This is a genomic window from Metabacillus dongyingensis (assembly GCF_019933155.2).
Classification (GTDB): Bacteria; Bacillota; Bacilli; order Bacillales; family Bacillaceae; genus Bacillus_P; species Bacillus_P dongyingensis.
Genome location: NZ_CP082944.1, coordinates 657,701 through 678,600, shown reverse-complemented (window position 1 = coordinate 678,600; position 20,900 = coordinate 657,701). Strand labels below are relative to the sequence as shown.

Annotated in this window: 22 protein-coding genes; 8 read left to right on the top strand and 14 right to left on the bottom strand. The window is 41.2% G+C overall.

The window, feature by feature from the left end; genetic code table 11:
- Positions 1 to 101: 101 nt before the first annotated feature.
- A complete protein-coding gene (locus tag K8L98_RS03485) occupies positions 102 to 1,184 on the top strand; it encodes an aromatic acid exporter family protein (RefSeq protein WP_223443122.1) in 1,083 nt (360 codons plus the stop codon).
- A gap of 220 nt (positions 1,185 to 1,404) precedes the next feature.
- On the opposite strand, the gene K8L98_RS03480 is transcribed toward K8L98_RS03485, so the two are convergent.
- The 10 genes from K8L98_RS03480 to fabL all read right to left on the bottom strand — a co-directional run bounded on the left by K8L98_RS03480 (position 1,405) and on the right by fabL (position 11,513).
- The gene (locus K8L98_RS03480; RefSeq protein WP_223439748.1) at positions 1,405 to 2,301 is read right to left on the bottom strand and encodes an ABC transporter permease; all 897 of its coding nucleotides are present in this window, start codon (positions 2,299 to 2,301) and stop codon (positions 1,405 to 1,407) included.
- Positions 2,302 to 2,318: 17 nt separating this feature from the next.
- Positions 2,319 to 3,320, bottom strand: coding sequence for an ABC transporter permease (locus K8L98_RS03475; RefSeq protein WP_223439746.1), 1,002 nt, complete (start codon positions 3,318 to 3,320; stop codon positions 2,319 to 2,321).
- Positions 3,321 to 3,379: 59 nt separating this feature from the next.
- The gene (locus K8L98_RS03470; protein ID WP_223439744.1) at positions 3,380 to 4,990 is read right to left on the bottom strand and encodes an ABC transporter substrate-binding protein; all 1,611 of its coding nucleotides are present in this window, start codon (positions 4,988 to 4,990) and stop codon (positions 3,380 to 3,382) included.
- A gap of 64 nt (positions 4,991 to 5,054) precedes the next feature.
- Complete coding sequence (locus K8L98_RS03465; protein ID WP_223439741.1) at positions 5,055 to 6,023, bottom strand: ABC transporter ATP-binding protein; 969 nt, start codon at positions 6,021 to 6,023, stop codon at positions 5,055 to 5,057.
- A complete protein-coding gene (locus K8L98_RS03460; protein WP_420828856.1) occupies positions 6,004 to 6,957 on the bottom strand; it encodes an ABC transporter ATP-binding protein in 954 nt (317 codons plus the stop codon). Before K8L98_RS03460 ends, K8L98_RS03465 begins: the two co-directional genes overlap by 20 nt.
- Before the next feature lie 407 nt (positions 6,958 to 7,364).
- Positions 7,365 to 9,086: an ABC transporter ATP-binding protein gene (locus K8L98_RS03455; protein ID WP_420828855.1), complete on the bottom strand. Its 1,722-nt coding sequence runs from the start codon at positions 9,084 to 9,086 to the stop codon at positions 7,365 to 7,367.
- A 219-nt stretch (positions 9,087 to 9,305) separates the two neighbouring features.
- Positions 9,306 to 9,836: a nucleoside tri-diphosphate phosphatase gene (gene ntdP, locus K8L98_RS03450; protein ID WP_133313127.1), complete on the bottom strand. Its 531-nt coding sequence runs from the start codon at positions 9,834 to 9,836 to the stop codon at positions 9,306 to 9,308.
- A gap of 144 nt (positions 9,837 to 9,980) precedes the next feature.
- Positions 9,981 to 10,301, bottom strand: a complete 321-nt coding sequence (locus tag K8L98_RS03445) for a YgaB family protein (protein ID WP_338037014.1) — start codon at positions 10,299 to 10,301, stop codon at positions 9,981 to 9,983.
- 188 nt (positions 10,302 to 10,489) lie between these two features.
- Positions 10,490 to 10,675: a gamma-type small acid-soluble spore protein gene (locus K8L98_RS03440; RefSeq protein WP_223439737.1), complete on the bottom strand. Its 186-nt coding sequence runs from the start codon at positions 10,673 to 10,675 to the stop codon at positions 10,490 to 10,492.
- An 85-nt stretch (positions 10,676 to 10,760) separates the two neighbouring features.
- On the bottom strand, positions 10,761 to 11,513 hold the full coding sequence (gene fabL / locus K8L98_RS03435) for an enoyl-[acyl-carrier-protein] reductase FabL (protein WP_223439735.1): 753 nt from the start codon (positions 11,511 to 11,513) through the stop codon (positions 10,761 to 10,763).
- 88 nt (positions 11,514 to 11,601) lie between these two features.
- On the opposite strand from fabL, the gene K8L98_RS03430 reads away from it, so the two are divergent.
- The gene (locus K8L98_RS03430; RefSeq protein ID WP_223439733.1) at positions 11,602 to 11,826 is read left to right on the top strand and encodes a hypothetical protein; all 225 of its coding nucleotides are present in this window, start codon (positions 11,602 to 11,604) and stop codon (positions 11,824 to 11,826) included.
- Between the two features lie 174 nt (positions 11,827 to 12,000).
- Here the strand turns inward: K8L98_RS03430 and mutY are convergent, their stop codons facing one another.
- A complete protein-coding gene (gene mutY, locus K8L98_RS03425) occupies positions 12,001 to 13,089 on the bottom strand; it encodes an A/G-specific adenine glycosylase (RefSeq protein ID WP_223439731.1) in 1,089 nt (362 codons plus the stop codon).
- A gap of 363 nt (positions 13,090 to 13,452) precedes the next feature.
- Between mutY and K8L98_RS03420 the strand changes: the two genes are divergently transcribed.
- A complete protein-coding gene (locus tag K8L98_RS03420) occupies positions 13,453 to 14,433 on the top strand; it encodes a metal-dependent hydrolase (protein WP_223439729.1) in 981 nt (326 codons plus the stop codon).
- A 1,363-nt stretch (positions 14,434 to 15,796) separates the two neighbouring features.
- Here K8L98_RS03420 and K8L98_RS03415 read toward each other — a convergent pair.
- Positions 15,797 to 16,066 carry a YfhJ family protein gene (locus tag K8L98_RS03415; protein WP_223439727.1) on the bottom strand — a complete coding sequence of 90 codons (270 nt, stop codon included), beginning with the start codon at positions 16,064 to 16,066 and terminating at the stop codon, positions 15,797 to 15,799.
- 112 nt (positions 16,067 to 16,178) lie between these two features.
- Here K8L98_RS03415 and K8L98_RS03410 point away from each other — a divergent pair, with 112 nt between their 5' ends.
- Together K8L98_RS03410 and K8L98_RS03405 are read left to right on the top strand one after the other, a co-directional pair.
- On the top strand, positions 16,179 to 16,343 hold the full coding sequence (locus K8L98_RS03410; RefSeq protein ID WP_223439725.1) for a small, acid-soluble spore protein K: 165 nt from the start codon (positions 16,179 to 16,181) through the stop codon (positions 16,341 to 16,343).
- 30 nt (positions 16,344 to 16,373) lie between these two features.
- Entirely contained in the window at positions 16,374 to 16,532 is a 159-nt protein-coding gene (locus K8L98_RS03405) for a YpzG family protein (RefSeq protein WP_223439723.1), read from the top strand.
- Between the two features lie 38 nt (positions 16,533 to 16,570).
- Here K8L98_RS03405 and K8L98_RS03400 read toward each other — a convergent pair whose 3' ends face one another.
- The gene (locus K8L98_RS03400; protein WP_223439721.1) at positions 16,571 to 16,909 is read right to left on the bottom strand and encodes a YfhH family protein; all 339 of its coding nucleotides are present in this window, start codon (positions 16,907 to 16,909) and stop codon (positions 16,571 to 16,573) included.
- Positions 16,910 to 16,978: 69 nt separating this feature from the next.
- Here K8L98_RS03400 and K8L98_RS03395 point away from each other — a divergent pair, with 69 nt between their 5' ends.
- On the top strand, positions 16,979 to 17,650 hold the full coding sequence (locus K8L98_RS03395) for an SDR family NAD(P)-dependent oxidoreductase (protein ID WP_223439719.1): 672 nt from the start codon (positions 16,979 to 16,981) through the stop codon (positions 17,648 to 17,650).
- A 4-nt stretch (positions 17,651 to 17,654) separates the two neighbouring features.
- Here K8L98_RS03395 and recX read toward each other — a convergent pair whose 3' ends face one another.
- Positions 17,655 to 18,467: a recombination regulator RecX gene (gene recX / locus K8L98_RS03390; protein WP_223439717.1), complete on the bottom strand. Its 813-nt coding sequence runs from the start codon at positions 18,465 to 18,467 to the stop codon at positions 17,655 to 17,657.
- A gap of 161 nt (positions 18,468 to 18,628) precedes the next feature.
- Here recX and K8L98_RS03385 point away from each other — a divergent pair, with 161 nt between their 5' ends.
- Entirely contained in the window at positions 18,629 to 19,531 is a 903-nt protein-coding gene (locus tag K8L98_RS03385; protein ID WP_223439715.1) for a TIGR01777 family oxidoreductase, read from the top strand.
- 23 nt (positions 19,532 to 19,554) lie between these two features.
- On the top strand, positions 19,555 to 20,682 hold the full coding sequence (locus tag K8L98_RS03380) for an amidohydrolase (protein ID WP_223439713.1): 1,128 nt from the start codon (positions 19,555 to 19,557) through the stop codon (positions 20,680 to 20,682).
- The last annotated feature ends 218 nt before the right edge of the window (positions 20,683 to 20,900 follow it).

The window sequence follows — 20,900 nt, the reverse complement described above, 5'->3', positions numbered from 1 at the left end:
ATTATTTGACAAGAAGGCTTTTCAGCAAACATTGTTCTTTTTCATTTGTGCGAAACAGCCCAACAACAATTAGTAAAGAAGGGAATGTCCATACACACCTTATGAAACTTGGTGCCCGCATTATAAAAACGGGGATAGCCATTACGCTGGCTCTATACTTGGCCACGTTATTAAATATACCGTCTCCCGCGTTTGCAGGTATTGCAGCCATTTTTGCAATCCAGCCAACCATATATCGCTCTTATCTATCTGTCATAGAGCAAGTACAGGCAAATATCATCGGAGCAGCCTTTGCCATACTGTTCGGGCTGATCTTTGGTCCCCATCCGTTTGTTATTGGTTTAACTGTGATTATTGTCATAGCGATTAATTTAAAAATAAAAATTGAAAATACGATTCCTGTATCCATCGTTACAGTTATTGCGATCTTAGAAAGTCCCGGGGAAGATTTCATTGAATTTTCCCTCATCCGGTTTGGAACGGTCCTGCTCGGAGTTTTATCGGCCTTCATAGTCAACTTAATTTTTATCCCGCCTAAATACGAGACAAAGCTATATTACAGGATTGTCGACAATACAGAGGAAATAATTAAATGGATCCGCATTAACATGAGGCAGGTTTCCGATTACAGCGAACTGAAAACAGACATTGAGAAAATAAAAGATAAAATGATTAAGCTTGATCAGCTTTATCTGCTGTATAAGGAAGAACGGGCTTATTTCAAAAGAAATATCTATGCAAAATCGCGCAAGCTCGTCCTGTTCAGGCAAATGCTTGTTACATCGAATCGTTCCTTGGATACCCTGAAAAAGCTTCACAGGCTGGAAAATGAATTGCATCACCTTCCAGAAGATTTTAAAGAAATTCTTGTCAATGAGCTGGACTATTTGATCGATTTTCATGAAAGAAGCCTCCTGAAATTTATTGGCAAAATTAAACCGCAGTCCACAACTGACCTTATTAAGGAAGGCCAGTTTAACAAGCAGGAACTTGTCGATACTTTTATGAAATTTAAAGGAAACTGCATTGATCAGGAATGCTTCTATCATCTGCTCCCTCTTATCGCTGTCATCATTGACTATAGCGAGCAGCTTGAGCATTTAGATACTCTTATAAACAGCTTCCATAATTATCATAAAGATGAAAATGAACTTCAAATTAATGAAATCGAAGAAACCAGCTGATCTGAATTGATTGCAAATAAGAAGAGGACTAACCCGTTAATGGTTAGTCCTCTTTTTTTAAGCTGTACCTTTTGGGTTTTAAATTTTTAATTGGAGCTAGACACAACTGCGGAAGATTATATACCTTCTAATAAAAAAATCTTTCTTTCCCCGTTAGTATTTCCCACAAATAAAAAAGTCCAAATCCCATAGGATCTGGACTCTTCATGTATTTTTTTTATTAATGCTTCCCTTTTGGATCAAGCGCATCCCGAAGTCCGTCACCCATTAAGTTAAACCCAAGAACTGTAAGCATAATGGCAAGACCGGGGAAAAACAGTGTCCAAGGAGCCTGAACTAAATATTGCTTGGAATCGGCAAGCATTTTCCCCCATTCAGGATTTGGAGCCTGTGCGCCAAGTCCAAGGAATCCAAGAGCAGCTGCTTCAATAATGGCCGTTGCAATCGCAAGAGAAGCTTGTACAATAATCGGCGAAAGGCTATTCGGCAGAACATGAACAAGCAGAATTCGGGTATCGCTTGTTCCGACCGCTTTTGCTGCGTGTATGTATTCTTCTTCTTTTACACTCAGCACTTTCGCTCTGATCAGCCTGCCAAAGTTCGGAATGTTAATGACAGCAATGGCGATCAGTGCATTCTGCAGGGAAGGTCCTAAAATAGCAACAATCGCAATGGCAAGCAGGATGCTCGGAAAGGCAAGCATGATATCAAAAATCCTTGAAATGATGGTATCAATGATACGGCCGTAGTAGCCTGCCATAATACCAAGAAGCGTTCCCACTATTGCTGATCCAAGGACTGAGAAAAAGCCAACCCACAGGGAAATTCTTGCCCCAAACAGGACTCTTGAAAAAATATCCCGGCCAAAATCGTCCGTTCCAAACCAATGCTCAGATGAAGGAGGAAGCAATCTCTTTGAGAGCTCCTGCTCATCAATGCCTTGAGGGGCAATCAGCGGTGCCGTGATTGCAATAATAACAAAGAAAAGGACGAGAAAGCTTCCTGCGATTGCTAATTTATTTTGTAAAAAGACGCGCAGCTTCTGCTGAAAAGGAGTGACAACCTTCTCCTGTTTTATAATGGCAGTCTGCTGCTCCTGCAGCGATGGTAGTGACATAGCAGTCTCCCCCTTTCCTAATATTTAATCCTTGGGTCAATTGCAGCATATAAAAGATCAACAATCAGGTTAATAAATACAAAAATCGTTGCGATAATTAAGATTCCGGATTGGATAACCGGATAATCACGATAGCTGATGGCATCAAAAATATACCTTCCCATCCCCGGCCAGCCGAAAATGGTCTCTGTTAAAATGGCTCCACCAAGCAATAATCCAGTTTGCAGTCCAATAATTGTTAAAATCGGAATGATGGCATTTTTTAAAGCATGCTTGTATACAACCCAGAACATATGAAGGCCCTTAGCGCGTGCTGTCCGGATAAAATCCGACTCCATTGCTTCAATCATGGTTGAACGGGTAATCCTTGCAATGATCGCCATTGGAATCGTAGCGAGCGCAATTCCCGGCAGAAGAATATGCTTGAGAACTTCTATAAATTGATCAAATCTTCCATGCAGAAGGGTGTCGAGCAAGTAAAGATTTGTGATAGAATCTATCGGATTCCGAATTTCCTCCCGCCCTGTAGTAGGAAGCCAGCCAAGCTGAATGGAGAAGACATACTGCTCCATTAGTCCAAGCCAGAATATCGGCATCGACACGCCGACTAATGCGATAACCATTGCTGTATAATCAAACCAGGAATTCCGGAACCAGGCACTGATGATTCCTGCATTGATTCCTACCACGATAGCAATTATCATAGCAAAAATCGTCAATTCCATTGTTGCAGCCAAATATGGAGTCATCTCCTGGCTGATTTGTGCTCCAGTTCGAATGGACTGACCAAGATCACCGGTCAGCAGTCCTCCAACATAATCAAAATATTGGATGTACCAAGGCTGATCAAGACCAAGCTGCTGCGTTAATTTTTCGATTGCTTCCTGTGTAGCGCGCTGCCCGAGAATGACCTGTGCCGGGTTGCCCGGAATGGCTCTGATTATAGAAAAAACGACTAGTGTCATCCCAATTAAAACCGGTATGAGCAATCCAATTCTTCTTACTGTGTATGAAACCATCGTCTCACCTCGCATTTATTTCTGAAAAAAGGAGGAGGACAAGTCCTCCTCCTTCAAGATTACTTAAATTCAACCTTTGTTAAAATGTCAGATCCAGTTGGGTGCGGCATGAATCCAGTTAAGCTGCTGCTTCCGGCCAAAATTGGCGTTGAGTGAGCAATCGGGATCCAAGGTGCATCTTCTTTAATGATTTCCTGCGCTTTTTTATAGAGCTCGTTGCGTTTTTCCTGGTCAGCATTAGACTGTGCTTCAATCAGAATGTCATGAAGTTCATCATTGCTGTAGTACGTATAGTTATTGCTGCCGATGCTGTCTTTGTCTAAAAGAGTATAAAGGAAGTTGTCAGCATCTCCATTATCTCCAGTCCAGCCGAGCATAAAGGAATCCGCTTCCCCTTTGCTTGCTTTGTCTAAATAAGTTGCCCAGTCATATGTTTTGATTTCGGCTTCAACACCGATTTTTGCAAAGCTTGACTTAAGAACTTCTGCCACTTTCATACCCTCTGGCATATACGGACGCGGTACAGGCATTGCCCAAAGCTCCATTTTAAAGCCATCAGGATGTCCAGCTTCAGCAAGAAGCGCTTTTGCTTTTTCCAAATCATACGGGTATGGCTCGATCTCATCATTATAGCCTTCTAATGAAGGCGGCATTGGATTTTTCGCAGGTTCAGCAAGGCCGCCATAGAAAGAATCAATAATCGCCTGTTTATCTACTGCATGGTTCAATGCCTGACGCACAAGTTTGTTATCAAGAGGCTTGCGGTTTGTCGTTAATCCGACATACCCTATATTCATGGACGGACGCTCAAACGTCTGTAAATCTTTATTGCTTGTAATAGATGCAGTATCAGATGGATTCACTCCATCCATTAAATCAATTTCTCCCGTCTGCAATGCATTTAAGCGGGCTGAGTTTTCTGGAATGGATTTAAAGATTACCTGATTTAATTTCGGGTATCCTTTCATCCAGTAGTCTTCATTTTTCTCAAGAACGATTCTGTCGTTCGGCTTCCACTCTACAAATTTAAATGGCCCTGTTCCAACAGGATTTTCTCTGAATTTATCTCCGTGCTTTTCAATTGCAGCAGGACTTGCAATTCCAAATGGAGACATCGCAAGGTTCTTTAAGAAAGGAGCTTGCGGACGCTTTAGTGTGAAAATAACTTTATTCTCACCTTCTGCTTTCACTTCTTTAATAACATGGCCTTCATCCTTTTTAAATCCGCCAAACATTGTGTAGTAAGGGAATTTATCGGCATCCCCATTCATCCAGCGCTCGAAATTGAACACAACAGCTTCAGCGTTGAAGTCCGTTCCGTCATGGAATTTAACACCTTCTCTTAAAGTAAGAGTATACGTCAGGTTATCTTCAGAAACTTCCCATTTTGTTGCAAGACCTTCCTGAACAGTTGTATCCTGCTCACCGTAATTCAACAGTGTTTCAAATACGTTGACAGTTACTTTAAATGCTTCTCCCTCTGTTGTTGTAATTGGATCAAGTGATGTAGAATCCCCGCCGCGTCCAAAAACAAGACTATCCTGTTTCTTTTCGCTGCTTCCGCCTTCTGATTTACCATCTGATGAGGTGTCATTTGAGCTGCATCCCATCAATGCCGCTGATAACAGCAGCACAAACATAATTGAGACCAACAGGCTTTTCTTTTTCACGCATACATCCCCCTATTTCCTATTAATCAAACTATTAATCAATCTATCAATCACATCTGTGCCATTATTGATATAAATGACACGCGACATAATGACCTTCTTTTACTTCAGTCCATGCGGGCTTTTTCACCTTGCATGGTTCAAAGCAGGCAGGGCATCTCGTATGAAAAGCACACCCTTTAGGCGGATCGGCCGGACTCGGAAGATCCCCTTTTAAAACAATCTGTTCTTTAACTGCCTCAGGATCCGGGAGAGGCACGGCAGAAAGCAGCGCTTTTGTATACGGATGCAGCGGTTCAGCGTACACCTGCTCGCTGTCTGCAAGCTCTACTAAACTTCCCAAATACATGACTCCAAGCCGGTCACTGATGTGGCGAACCACTCCCAGGTCGTGGGAAATGAAAATATAAGTTAATGAAAATTCCTTTTGCAGGTCTTTTAATAGATTCAGAATTTGAGATTGAATGGAAACATCAAGAGCAGAAACTGGCTCATCTGCAATGATCAGCTTCGGATTCGTCATCAAGGCTCTTGCAATCCCGATTCTTTGCCGCTGTCCTCCGCTGAACTGATGCGGGTATCTTTTTCCGTAAGCTTCATCTAGACCGACAATTTTCAGCATCGTTTTTACTTTTTGCCTGCGCTGCTCCTTGTTTCCAATTTTATGTACGATAAGCGGCTCTTCAAGAATTCGCTCTACAGTCATTCTAGGATTGAGCGATGCATAAGGATCCTGAAAAACCATCTGCAGCTCCCGTCTCATCTTTCTCATCTCTTTTTGAGACTTAGAGAGCAGCTGTTCATCCTGAAATGAAACAGTGCCTTCTGTAGCATCGATCAGTTTCAGCAAAAGCCGGCCCATAGTTGACTTCCCGCAGCCCGATTCACCGACGATTCCAAGTGTTTCTCCTTCATATACTTCAAAAGACAAATCATTTACCGCCTTGACTGCACCTACTTTTCTGCCAAACACTCCGCCATTTATCGGAAAATGCTTTGACAGCTTGTCAACTTTAAGCAAAGGCTTCGTCATGATGAATAGCCTCCTCTCGTGCCAAAAAGCATCTTGATTGATGGGAATCCTCTAACTTGTACAGCGGAGGTGCATCATTTATGCACTCAGCCATTGCATATTCACAGCGCCCTGCAAACAGGCATCCCTGTTGAACGGTGCCAGGACGCGGCACCTGCCCGGAAATGGAATATAGCCTGTCATTTTTATGCCGGATATCAGGCACTGATTTCATAAGCCCTTTTGTGTAAGGATGCTTAGGATTTTTGAAAATGGTTTTGACGCTTCCCTCTTCCACAACTTGACCTGCATACATGACCATGACGCGGTCACACATTTCTGCTACCACACCAAGATCATGTGTGATAAAGACAATGGACGTTGCAAGCTTTTCATTTAGGTCTTTCATTAATTTCAGTATTTGCGCCTGAATTGTTACATCAAGTGCAGTTGTCGGCTCGTCGGCTATAAGCACCTTCGGATCGCAGATCATCGCCATCGCAATCATGACACGCTGCCTCATACCTCCGGAGAGCTGATGGGGATATTCTCCGTATAACTCCTCAGGTCTCGGCAGTCCTACCAGCTTTAGAATTTGAATGACCCGGTCCTTTGCCTGTTTTTTAGTTAAGTTCTGATGAACACGAAGTGACTCTTCAAGCTGGTTGCCTATTTTAAATAATGGATTGAGCGAAGTCATTGGCTCTTGAAAGACCATCGCGATTTCATTTCCGCGCATTTTCCGGAGTGATTTTTCGTTCAGCTTCAGAAGATCCTTCCCTTGAAACAGCACTTCTCCTGTAAGCTTTGATGTTTTCTTTGGCAATAGCCCCATAATCGAAAGCGATGTCACACTTTTTCCGCATCCCGATTCTCCTACAATACCTAAAATTTCTCCCTTATGTACGTCAAAGCGAATGGAATCCACAACACGCGTTTCTTCTTTGCTTTGCATAAATGTAATGCTTAAATCCCTGATTTCTAAAATTTTTTCCCGTGTCAGACCGTTCACCCCCAGTGAGGACACTCTTTTTCCAACACCATAAAAACATATGATGCCGGATCATCCTCTTTGCTCTCTCTTGATATTTCTGTAAGATACTATTCAAAATACAAAAAAATTGGATATGTACAAATTATAGACTAAATATTCTAAATATTAAAATAGTCCTTTGTACCTAAATAGTTTTATTGCATTACCTTGATAAAGTGATTATGTTAATTAAATTCATGTCCTTTGAAGCACTTTTGAAGCATTTTTGAAGCAAAAAAAATAGCAATCCCGAAAGGATTGCTTGTTTTACTTAATATGGAATTCTTTTTTCCTAAAAATGTGATTTTATTATGATAGAAAAACATGAACTAATCCAATTGCTGAATCTGGAATAGAGAATAATAATGGCCTTGCTTCTCCATTAGCTCAGAATGATTCCCCTGTTCTGCAATTTTCCCGTTTTCTACGACAACAATTTTATCTGCATGTGTAATGGTTGAAAGACGATGAGCTACGATAAACGTAGTTCGGTCCTGAGCAAGCTTCTCCAGTGCTTCCTGTATGAGGTGCTCGCTTTCCAAATCAAGAGCTGACGTTGCTTCATCAAGAACAAGTATAGGAGGATTCTTTAAGAAAACTCTTGCAATGGCAAGTCTTTGTTTTTGTCCGCCAGAAAGCTTAACCCCGCGTTCACCGACTTTTGTATCATAGCCTTGAGGAAAGCCTAAAATGAATTCATGGGCGTTTGCAGCTCTTGCGGCTTCAAACACTTCTTCATCCGATGCTCCAGGCTTGCCGATCAGAATATTTTCTTTAACAGACTGACTGAATAAAAACGTATCCTGCATAACCATACCAATTTGATCTCTCAGGCTTTGAGCCCGGTAGTCTCTGATATCAATCCCATCAAGAAGAATGCGCCCTTCTGAAACATCGTAAAAACGCGGAATCAAGCTGATGAACGTGGATTTCCCGCCTCCGCTCATGCCTACTAAGGCAACTGTTTCCCCTCTGTTCACTTTTAAAGAGACATGATCAAGGATCATCGGTTCTTTCTCTTCATATTTGAACGAGACATCTTCAAATTCAATTGTTCCATTAACCGCTTTTGCTTCTATTGCATTCGGTTTGTCTGTGATATCGTACTCTTCATCAATTAGTTCAAACACACGGTCCATGGATGCCAGGGCCTGAGTGAGAGTAGTTGACGAAGTAACAAGGCGTCTGAGCGGATTATAAAGCTGATCAATATAAGCAATAAATGCTACCATTGTCCCAACTGTCATGTTCCCATGAATAACTTGATAGGCAGCATATGATATAACAAGCAGGGGGGCAACATCCGTAATTGTATTCACAACTGCAAACGTCTTAGCATTCCAGCTTGTATGATCGAGCGCTTTCGTTAAAAAGTTATGGTTTTCTTTATCAAATTCAGCCTGCTCATGTTCTTCAATGGCAAAGCTGCGGATGACAGGCATACCCTGAACTCGCTCATGAAGATGTCCCTGCACCTGCGCCAGAGCTTGAGATCTTACTCTAGTCAGATGTCTCAGCTTTCCGTAAAAGTACTTGACGGAAAAGCCGTAAAGAGGAAACAGAATGATTGATACCAGTGTAAGTTTGATATCCATTGTAAACATGATGATCACTGCGATCACGATTGTAAAAATATCAAGCCATACGTTCATTAGACCGGTGATGACAAAGTTTTTCGTTTGTTCAACATCGTTGATGATTCTCGAGATAATTTCTCCCGCTCTTGTGTTTGCATAGTAGCGGAGACTGAGTTTTTGCAGATGTGTAAACAGGCTGTCCCTTATATCATAAAGGATTTTGCTGCCTGTCCATTGTGCAAAATATTGACGATAATATTCAATTGGCGGCCTGACTATAAGGAAAATGGCGAACATGATTCCCATTATTGTCAGCAGCTTTGCCGTTTTTTCATCAGCTGACATTTTTCCGCCTAATATATCATCTACTACATACTTAAGCAGCAGCGGTGTTAATAAAGGAATAGAGAATTTTATAATTCCAATTAGGATCGTTCCTGCTATTTGAAATTTATATGGTTTAACGAATTTCATGTAACGCTTTACAGAACTCAAGGGTCTTTGTCTCCCCCTTTCTTTGTCTATTTTGCGCGCAGCAGAACATCTCATACCTGCCTTTGCAGCGCATTGATTGGCTTTAAAAAATATCCCGGCAAAAAGAATAAGCCTGTTTATCAAACAGGCTTTCAGGCTGTGCATCCCCAAATCTGCTATCTATATGCTGTACATCAGGAAGTGTGAACGGATAACAAATCATTTTACATGTGTTAAATAACGTTCATACCACTCATCGATAAATTCTGCTGAGAACGGACCTTTTTGCTGTCGGATCCAGCGCAGCAATTTTTCAAGGTTGCTCTTTAAAATAAGATCGATGACATCAGGATAATTCATTTTTTTACGGTGATATTCATATTCATCTTCATCTAAGATGATATAGGTCATATCAGGAAAAATTTTAACATCAAGGTCATAATCTATGTATTTCAGCGCTTCATCATCCCATGCGAATGGCGAGCTTATGTTGCAATAATAATAAATGCCGTCTTCCCGGATCATGCCTATTACGTTAAACCAGTACTTAGTATGAAAGTAACAAATGGCAGGTTCACGGGTAATCCAGGTTCGGCCATCGGATTCTGTCACAACGGTCCTGTCATTTCCGCCGATAATACAATGCTGACTAGCCTTCAATACTGTTGTTTCATCCCAAATTCGGTGGATATGCCCATCATGTTTGTAGCTATGAATTTGTATGTTATCTCCTTCCTTGGGAAATCCCATTTTACTCCCCTACTTTCCGTATCGCCGCTTTGCTAAAGAGCAAAGATCTTCAACTAATTGTTTTTACTATTATACCGTTTGCAGGAAAAAAAAGAAAATAAAAGAGCCGCCCCTCTAGGTTTTGGGAGACTCTTGAAATAGCCTTTATTTGCGTAATGGCAGAACAGCCTGATAAGAAAGAATTACCTCTTCTGTCTGCTTTTCAAACACTTTCTGAATCATATGCAGTTCATCCTTCATAAAGTCAATCTCTGACTCAATCTCCTTGCATTTTATTTCATCCGGAAAACTGCACAGCTGCTCCTTTAACTGCTGACATCTCTCAATTTCAGACTGCAGGCACAGCAGCTTTTCCATCGTCTGGAGCTGGCTGCCGACTAATTGATCAAAATCTTTCAATCCAACTACACCTCTCTCTTCCGTCTTGCCTATTTGTACACATACTTTTTCTTCTTCATAAATCATTTTCCTTTGACTTTATATGTTGAGGAATAAGAGGTTTTGTCGGATGCAGAATTGTGCAGATTGTTACATTGTCGGGCCAGCTGACCTCTATTAAAAACGTTGAAAGGGATTGTCAACGCTAAAATAAAAATAGAAAAGACACTTCTTCTCACAAGGAAGAAGTGTCTCTTATTTAGCTGTTTTTAAAATTAAGAGTTTTGGTTTTTCTTAGCTTCAGCTTGTTGATTTTGTTTTTTCACTTGTTGAGCATCTGTTTCAGTAGCGAACTCAGCTCCGAATTGTTGTTGACCTTGCGCAGCTTGAGCGTTTTGTTGTCTTACTTGTTGTACGTTAGTGCCAGCTTGAGTTTTGTTTGGTTGTTGTTGATTTGCCATGATTATCACCTCCACGAAATATATCATGTCCCGGAGGTGAAATTAATATCCAAAGGTTTTAATTTTTTTTGATTTTTGCAGTTTTCTACATCAGAAGGGAACGTCCGCCATCCACGATGATGGTCTGTCCTCTGATCATAGATGCCTGGTCTGAAACGAGAAATTCAACAGCATCAACCATATCTTCCATATCCACCATACGTCCTGCAGGAGTCATTCTTTTCGCATCAGCAAGCAGTTCCTCGCGGTTTGGAAAATGCTTCAGTGCTTCTGTATCAACAGCTCCGCCTGAAACAGCATTCACTACAATATTTTTTGATGCAAGCTCGACTGCCAGGTAGCGTGTCAAAGATTCGAGCGCAGCCTTTGATACTCCGACTGTGGTGTAATTTTCAAGAACGCGGATCGAACCTAAAGAACTGATGCTGACTATTGTTCCTCCGCCATTTTTCTCCATTCTCTTCGCAGCTTCCTGAGCACAGAATAAAAGAGCTTTGCTGTTAATATCCATAGTCCAGTCCCAATGGCTTTCTTCAAGCTCCATTAATGGTCTTAATACACCTGATGCAGCATTGTTTACAAATATATCTAAACGGCCGAAGGTCTCATCTATTTCGGCAAACATTTCTTTAATCTTTTCAGGTTTTCCTACGTTTGCTTTTACTACAAGCGCCTTTACGCCAAGCTCTTCAATTTCTTCTGCTGTCTGAAGAGCTGCACCTTTGCTTCTGGCATAATTGATGACAATATTGTATCCCTGCTTAGCAAGACGGAGTGCGATTGCTTTTCCGATTCCGCGGCTGCTTCCTGTAATTAGTGCTGTTTTGTTCTGGTTCATTTTTACATCTCCTTATTTGCTGTTAATCGTATAGTTGCTTTTATTGTATCAAACAATAGGACAAGCGAGTAGTAGAGGAGGATTGCTTATGTATGTAGGCCGTGATATGACTGAATTATCCATGATGTCCATCCATGAGTGGAAGGACAATGAATTAGCTTACTTTCATCATGGACTTCAGCAAATGATGCTTTATTTAAACGCCGAAGGACAAACAATACACCGTGAGATCATCCAGGAAATTGAAGAACGGGGCGGTTTAAACCGCAATGAAGCTGATTACACACACGGGACAAAAATAAGCTATGACTAACACGAATCGGCCGTAATCAGGCCGGTTTTGTGTTTTTAAATGAAGCATGCATATCAATTTGTTCACGGGTGAAAAACTCCTATCTCTGTAAATTATGTAATTAAGCGAATTATGGCAAACTCACTTAATTTCCAGAAATTTTTTTGCACACTCCCACCCGTTTTATCAAAAACATTACTGAAGTGACATCTGATAAATCTTCTGATGTGAAACAGGAAACGCGTATCTCTGCATTTCAGTTTCTGTCACTTTTACAAGATCTTTATAGCTGCTGCCAGGTTTAAGCTGACCGGTATAGACGGAAATGTTCCAGACTAAATGAGAAAATATATGCTGAATGGTGCCTGTAAGCGGTTCAAGCTCAGCATCAGTCCCATATTCATCATTCAGGAAATTCACAAGCTGTTCTTTTTGCGGGACGATGTCAATCGATGTTTCACAGTTTGGAAACTCCCATAAATTTGCGAGAAGTCCTGAAGAATTGCGTTTATGGATGTAATAATGGCCATCTTCATCTTTAAGAACGGCAGCGGCCATAGTGACTTGCTTAGGCTTTTTCTTCTTGCTTTTGACAGGGAGGTCACTTTGAACACCTTCATGGAACGCGTGGCAATGCTCCCTGACAGGGCACATAAGACATGCTGGGGACGTTGGGGTGCAAATAATCGCGCCAAGCTCCATTAATGCCTGATTAAATTCTGAAGGCTGTTCCTTTGAGATTACCTCATATAGAATGTTTTCAAAAATCTTGCGTGTTTTCGGCTTTGCGATATCCTCCCAAATAGATAGAATACGCGCCATCACTCTCATCACATTACCATCTACTGCCGGCTCCGGCACGTTGTAGGCAATGCTCAAAATGGCCCCTTTTGTATAAGGACCCACTCCTTTTAGTTTACTGATCTCCTCAGGTGTATCAGGTACAATGCCCCCGTAGCTGCTCATGACCTCTTTAACAGCCGAATGCAAGTTGCGTACTCTTGAATAATAGCCAAGTCCCTCCCACGCTTTCAGAACATCTTCTTCATCCGCATCAGCCAGTGCTTCAAGTGTCGGGAACTTTTCTGTGAAGGCAAGAAAATACGGAATTACTGTATCAACTCTTGTCTGCTGAAGCATAATTTCAGAAACCCATATTTTATAAGGATCCTGATCAAGTCTCCAAGGCAGATCTCTTTTCTCAAGCAAATACCACGAAATTAAATCTTTTCTAAATTCGTCTATATTCAATGAATGTAAATTTTTATCAATTGAGTCGAGCATATTTAAATATCCTCCGCATGTTATTTTTATAGGAAATTTGGGAAAATAGATGGTAGGCTTTCATTTGAGTTTTAAGAAAGTATAAAAATTTTGCGCTTTGATTTCTAGCTCCGCGCCCAGAATAAAATCTCCCAAAAAATACAACCCCGGACTTTTCGGGTGATTTCTTATCTGTCTGTCGGTGCTAAACGGGCGCTTGCGCTTTGATTGTGTCAACTAAAAAATCATACAGCATTCGACGCAAATTAAAAAGGGGCAGGCATGCCTACTCACAAAAACCATAATAATCAGTAATATATCCTATAAAATAAAGGGATGAGAAAACCTTATACATCATATGAAAGTGACAGGAGGTTTTAATGGGTGGATACAGGCACACATGTTGTGATGGGTATTGCTCTCGGCGGGCTTGCAACACTTGATCCGGCAGTAGGCACAGATCCTGTGACTGCACAGGCTGTTATGATCGGAGCCATTGCAGGGTCTCAGGCTCCCGATCTTGATACCGTATTAAAATTCAGAAATAACGCTAAATATATTCGCAATCACCGTGGGATTACTCACTCTATACCTGCTGTAATTCTTTGGTCCGTTTTAATTACTGCTCTTTTGTACTGGATCATCCCGCGAGCTGATTTGCTGCATTTGGCCGTATGGACCTCAGTTGCTGTTGTACTTCATGTATTTGTTGATATTTTTAATGCTTACGGAACCCAGGCACTTCGTCCATTTTCAAAAAAGTGGATCGCACTTGGCATGATTAATACCTTTGATCCAATCTTGTTTTTGATTTACACAGCAGGAATTGTGGTTTGGATATTTGGAACACCTGCAGGCTATACATTTCTAACTGTCTTTATCGTTGCATTCGGGTACTACATTCTCAGATTTATCATGAAGAGAAGAATTGTTCATAAAATCCATGAGAAATATGGCGATGTAGAAAAAATCATTATTTCTCCGACGATGAAATTCAGAAAATGGCGGATCGCGATCATTTCAAAAAACCATTATTATGTGGGACGTTCACTTAATAATGAACTGACAATCCTTGATGAATATGACCGGGTTCCAGTACCTCAAACAGATGTTATTCAAGCTGCTGAACAGGATGAAAATATTTCTGCGTTCTTATCTTTCTCCCCTGTTTACAGGTGGGAGGTTGACGAATATACAGACCATTACGAGGTGAAATTTATCGACTTGCGCTACCGGAGCAAAGGGCATTATCCCTTTGTTGCCATCGTTCAGCTCGATCAGGATTTAAACATTGTCAGTTCGTATACAGGCTGGATATTCAGTGAGGAAAAGCTCAGAAAGAAATTGGATTTATTGCCTGAATAGAAGACTTGAGCCAAACGGAGAACAAAAACGCCTGATTTCATTATCTAGGCGTTTTTTTAGTTTTTCGGGGAATTATAGATGGTGGTGGAATCCACAAACAAGCTTACTTTCGTTTTTTGGGGACTCATATCACTACTTTGAGTCCTCTAACAAGGCTGCTCTCCGGTTTTGGGGACTCATATCACTCCTTTGAGTCCTCTAACAGGTTTACTTTCCGTTTTTGAGGACTCATAACATGACTTTGAGTCCTCAAACAAGCTTACTCTCCCATTTAGAGGACTCATACCACGCCTTTGAGTCCTCAAACAAGCTTACTCTCCCATTTAGAGGACTCATACCACGCCTTTGAGTCCTCAAACAAGCTTACTGTCCGTTTTTGGGGAATCATAGCACCCCTTTGAGTTCTCAAACAGGTTTACTTTCCGTTTTTAAGGACTCATACCACTCCTTTGAGTCCTCTAACAAGGCTGCTCTCCGGTTTTGAGGACTCATAGCATGACTTTGAGTCCTCTAACAAGGCTGCTCTCCGCTTTTGAGGACTCATACCACTCCTTTGAGTCCTCAAACAAGCTTACTCTCCGGTTTTGAGGACTCATAGCATGACTTTGAGTCCTCTAACAAGGCTGCTCTCCGCTTTTGAGGACTCATAGCATGACTTTGAGTCCTCTAACAAGGCTGCTCTCGGCTTTTGAGGACTCATACCACTCCTTTAAGTCCTCAAAGAAGCTTACTCTCCGGTTTTGAGGACTCATACCACTCCTTTGAGTCCTCTAACAAGGCTGCTCTCCGGTTTTAAGGACTCATACCACGCCTATGACTCCTCTAACAAGGCTGCTCTCCGATTTTGAGTACTCATACCACTCCTTTAAGTCCTCAAAGAAGCTTACTCTCCGGTTTTGAGGACTCATACCACGCCTATGACTCCTCTAACAAGGCTGCTCTCCGCTTTTGAGGACTCATACCACTCCTTTGAGTCCTCAAACAAGCTTACTCTCCGGTTTTGAGGACTCATACCACTCCTTTGAGTCCTCAAACAAGCTTACTCTCCGGTTTTGAGGACTCATACCACTCCTTTGAGTCCTCAAACAAGCTTACTCTCCGGTTTTGAGGACTCATACCACTCCTTTGAGTCCTCAAACAAGCTTACTCTCCCATTTAGAGTACTCATAGCACCCCTTTGAGTCCTCAAACAGGTTAACTTTCCGTTTTTAAGAACTCATAGATGGCCACTAATTTTATAAACAGAACTACAATCGGTCAAAAAAAACGGGTACAAATTTCGGTGAAATTCAGTACCCATTTTCATCTATATTTTTCGGTTATCCCCTTCAATAAAGATAACATTTCTCATGATCAAACTTTTTTAATGCAGCAAATGATCATCATCATTCAATAAATGTTTATATTTAGGATTTGTTGCTAAAAACTCATGCAAATGCTCACCGTAGTTGGTAATCCACTGCGTCACTATTTTCTCCGTTACATTTTTTCCGCGGTATTTTTCGCCAGCTTTGGCGTAGGTGGCTTCAAAATCCTCCCAAAGGAGTTCAATCCACGTCCGGGCTTTTTCATAGCTTAAAGACGGATTTTTTTCCATCAGCAGCTTAGTTAAACGTTCATAATATGTTTCCATTTTTCATCACCTCGTGGCATTGATTCTTGCTTATAGTTTTAGCATCAGCATCACATACTATAAATACGCTTCAGTTATTGAAGCTATTTTAAACCCATTGGAGGTCATACGCATGCGGAATAAAGCAAAAGACTTTCCGATTCAATCCAGCAATAAGTTTGAGGGAGAACCAAGATCAAAAGATGACTTCGCCTCAAAAAGAGCGAATGGTACGACCAACACTAACCCGCAGGAAAGAATGAGAGCATCAGGCGAACGCAATGATATTGGTTCTTGATTTTGCATAAATTTTGCGGAGGTGCTTATAATGGGTTCAAACCATAAGAAGTTCTATAACAACAGATATGAAAATCCGTTTCAGCAGCCCTGGGCTAATCCTAAACATGCACATTCTCAGGTAAATGGACAGACACAGCTGACCCAGGACTTAATTATTTTAGAAGCACAAACAAGAAAAAGATCATAGATTTTTAAGGAATAACGAATCATGCTGAATGAAAATATTCAGTGTGGTTCGTTTTCATCCTTTTTCTCACCGAGCATTGAAATCGGAATACCCTCTTCTTCACTTGGGCTTTCCAGACGATAGCCCCAGGCAAAGACACCATTCATATAGGTGATTTTGAAAAACGTTCCTGGTGCCCCTTCTATTTCATAAACCTCTCCCGGCAAGAAGCTGTCCGGATTCAGTAAATAGGCTTGCGCCATTGTCATTTTACGATCTAAAACCGCAAATTCATTAACCATTCCCAATTGTTCCGCTTTACGAGCTTTTTCACGCAGCTGGGCAATTTCTGTTTTTAGCTCATATTCAGTCAGAGTACTGTATCGTTTTGTCTGCAAAATGATCATCCTTTCTCATTTCTTTAAAATAAGTATAGAATATAAGTAATAATTAGAAGGAGTGAGCCAATGTCAGCTATAGTTATTACAGGAGCCGGATCTGGGCTTGGGCGAGCACTTGCTCTGCAATACAGCAATAGTTTTAATGAAATTATTTTAATCGGGAGAAATCAAGAACGGCTTCAGCAAACGAAAGACATTCTGCTGCAAAGCCAGGAGCTTGAAGTCTTTACATATACCGTGAATATCCAAAACCAGCATGAAGTAGAGACTTTATGCACATCGTTGTTCACCAAGCACGATGCAGCTGCACTCATTAACAATGCGGGAGTAGGCCACTTTGGGCCCGTCACTTCATTATCTGCTGAAGAAATCAGTGAAATGCTGGATACAAATGTTAAAGGCACCATTTTTTTAACCCAGGCTTTTATAAAAGAATTTACGAAAAAAGGTACAGGTAAAATTCTAAATATTATCTCTACCGCCGGACTGCGGGGCAAGGTAAACGAAAGTGTGTACGTCGCATCGAAATTCGCCGTCAGAGGTTTTACAGAAAGTCTTGTAAAAGAGCTGGACGGAACGGACATTTCGATTGCCGGAGCTTATATGGGCGGCATGGATACACCCTTTTGGGACAATAACGAACACATTAAGGATAAAACCCGTCTTAAATCACCGGCAGTTATTGCAGAAAAGATTTATCGTCTTGATGACGGCAGAACAGAAATCATTGCAGAGTAGGATATCAATCCTGCTCTTCTTCGCTTAAATAACGGTCGATGATTTCAATTGAGAAACCCTTTCTGTATAAAGCCTGCTTCATTTTCATTTTATATTGTGACTGTGCTGCTCCTTTGGCATACTTCCTTTTCAGTTTTTCTGCCTGAAGAACAAGGGAATTCCACTCTTCTTCATCATTATTTTCATACATTAATTCTTCTTTTACAATAGAAATGACATCATAGCTGAAGCCTTTTCTCATAAGTGTCTGTTCCACTTTTTGCTTAATCTGTACAGTGGAGATCTTCGATTCTTTCCGAACGACCTTTTCGGCGTGGACCATCGCTTGTTCCACTTGATCTTCTTTTGAATACTGCAAAAGAGCTTTTTCGGCAATGTCCTTGCTGATTCCTTTTAATGAAAGCTCCTGCTTCATCACACCGGGCCCTTTTCCGCCGGTTTTCCAGTGCGTGCGGATATAAGCATCTGCAAACTCTTCATCGTTTACATACTTATAGTGGCGCAGCTGGTGCATCACTTCAGAAACAACGGCTTCTGCATATTCTTTTTTCAGAAGCATGTCCGCAACTTCTTTTTCGGAGCGCATTCGGAATCCTAAAAATTCAATGGCTTTATTGAACGCTTTTTTCACGGAATCTCCATATTGTATTTCCAGGATTTCCATCTCGTCCAGTTCAAGACCTTTTTTAAGACCGAATTTTAAAAGGACATTCTGATCGACACTGAATGCGAATTTTTCGCCGTTTCCCTCATTCAAAAAGATATTGAAACGCTCTTCACTGCTTTTTTGAGCCGTAATTTTCGTTATTATTGGCATATTGACACCTCTCCTTCATCTTATCATATTTCGCTTTTAGAAGGCTTAGTGTAAGCGCCGGCGCGTCATTTGAAGAAACTTATCTTTCTCAGCATATTAAGAAGGATTATCGGGGTTTGATTGCTGAAATATAAGGATAGAGAATAACAAGGAGTGATACAATGAAAATTGCGATTGCTGGCGGAACCGGTTTTATAGGAAAGAAGCTCACTGACTATCTTTTAGAAAACGGAAACCAAGTGCTGATTTTGAGCAGAACGAAAAAAGAAAGTACGAAATCCGGACTTCAATACATTGAATGGATGACTGAAGGTGCAGCTCCTGAACGCGAACTAGATGGAATAAGTGCTTTCATTAACCTTGCAGGTAAATCCATAAATGACAGGTGGACGGATGAAGCCAAAAAACAAATTGTTGAAAGCCGAGTCAAAACGACCAGTGAAGTATACAGGATCATTCAAAACCTGGAGACTAAGCCAGAGGTGCTAATAAATGCAAGCGCGGTCGGAATTTACGGGACATCGGAAGAAGAGACATTTACAGAGGAATCACGACCGAAAGCATCAGACTTTCTCTCAGAAACGGTTATTAAATGGGAGCAAGAAGCAGCCAGGATATCAGAGCTTGGTGTTCGGACTGTATTTACACGCTTCGGTATTATTTTAGGAGAGAAAGGCGCTCTTCCTTCTATTGTACTGCCTTATAAATTATTTGCTGGAGGAACCGTTGGCTCCGGCACACAATGGCTGTCATGGATTCATATAAATGATGTAGTGAAACTTATTCACTTTTTGCTTCTTCAAAAATCGATTGAAGGTCCTGTTAATGCAGCATCTCCAAATCCTGTTCAAATGAAGGATTTCGGAAAAACGGTTGCCAAAGTGCTGCACCGCCCTCATTTGGTTCCCGCACCAAGCTTCGCCTTAAAGCTGGCACTCGGAGAAAAAAGCATGCTTGTTCTCGAAGGCCAGCGGGTGATTCCGAAAGTCGCACTGGAAAATAACTTTCAATTTTCTCATTCAGTGCTTGAAGAAGCTCTATCTGACATATTAAAATCCACATAAGGACACCAGAATAGGAGTTTATCATGGATAGCTTTTTATTTAGGAACGCAACAATTTATCCCGTTACATCAAAAGTACTTTATCAATCCGATCTCTATGTTTCCCGCGGCAAAATTACGGCAATCGGCAAACAGCTGCCATGCCCGGAAGGAACTAAAATCATTGACTGCAAGGAGCAATTCTTGTTACCTGGCTTCATTGATGTTCATACACATCTTGGCCTTTATGATGAAGGTACAGGATGGGCAGGAAATGATGCCAATGAAACCATTGAAGTGCTCTCTCCTCACATTCGCGCTCTTGACGGGGTTCATCCTCTTGATCAAGGTTTTAAAGATGCCGTTCAGTATGGCATTACCACCGTTCATATTATGCCTGGAAGTGCAAATGTGATCGGAGGCACAACATCTGTCATTAAAACACATGGCGTAAATATTAAGGACATGATCGTCGTTGAAACGGCCGCTTTGAAAATCGCACTTGGGGAAAATCCTAAACGCATTCACAGTCATGGCAACAAAGATTCCATTACGAGAATGGGTATTATGGGGATGCTCAGAGAGGCTTTTTACAAAGCACAGTGCAGCAAAGAGCCTGATGATTTCAGATCCATTTCCATCCGCAAAGTGCTAAATCGCGAAATACCGGTACGTATTCATGCTCACCGTGCAGACGATATCCTTTCAGCCATACGATTTGCTGAAGAATTCAATCTTGATTTCAGAATTGAACATTGTACAGAAGGACATCTTATTGCAGATGAGTTTATAGGCAAAAACATAAAGGTCAGCGTAGGTCCTACTCTGACAAGAAAGTCCAAAGTAGAGCTTAAAAATAAAAGCTGGCTTACTTATCAGGCATTAGCAGACCGCGGCGTTGAGGTCTCCATTACAACAGATCATCCATATACACCTATACAGTACTTAAATGTTGTGGCATCCATCGCCGTAAGAGAAGGTTTTGAGGAAAAATTGGCGCTAGAAGCCATTACCATTACTGCTGCCAAAAACCTGTTAATTGATGATCGCACAGGGAGTCTTGAAATAGGAAAAGACGCGGACATAGTCCTATGGAATCACCACCCTTTTCACTACCTTGCAAAGCCCGAGCTGACAATGATTGACGGGAAAATCGCCTTTCAAAAAACCTGAATTTTCCTCTTGAAATATACGCATTTTCCCGCATGAAAAAATGTACTTAAATTCATAAAAAAATAACAAAAAAATAGTTTCATTTTGAAAAAAAATCGAGTATGATACGAGAGGATAGAGTAATAAAATAATTACTAAAAACCGAATGATGCAAATGCGTGGGAAGGCAAATGGTGCGCCACCAGTAAACTGGTCCTAGTGGGTTCGATTCCCACCCC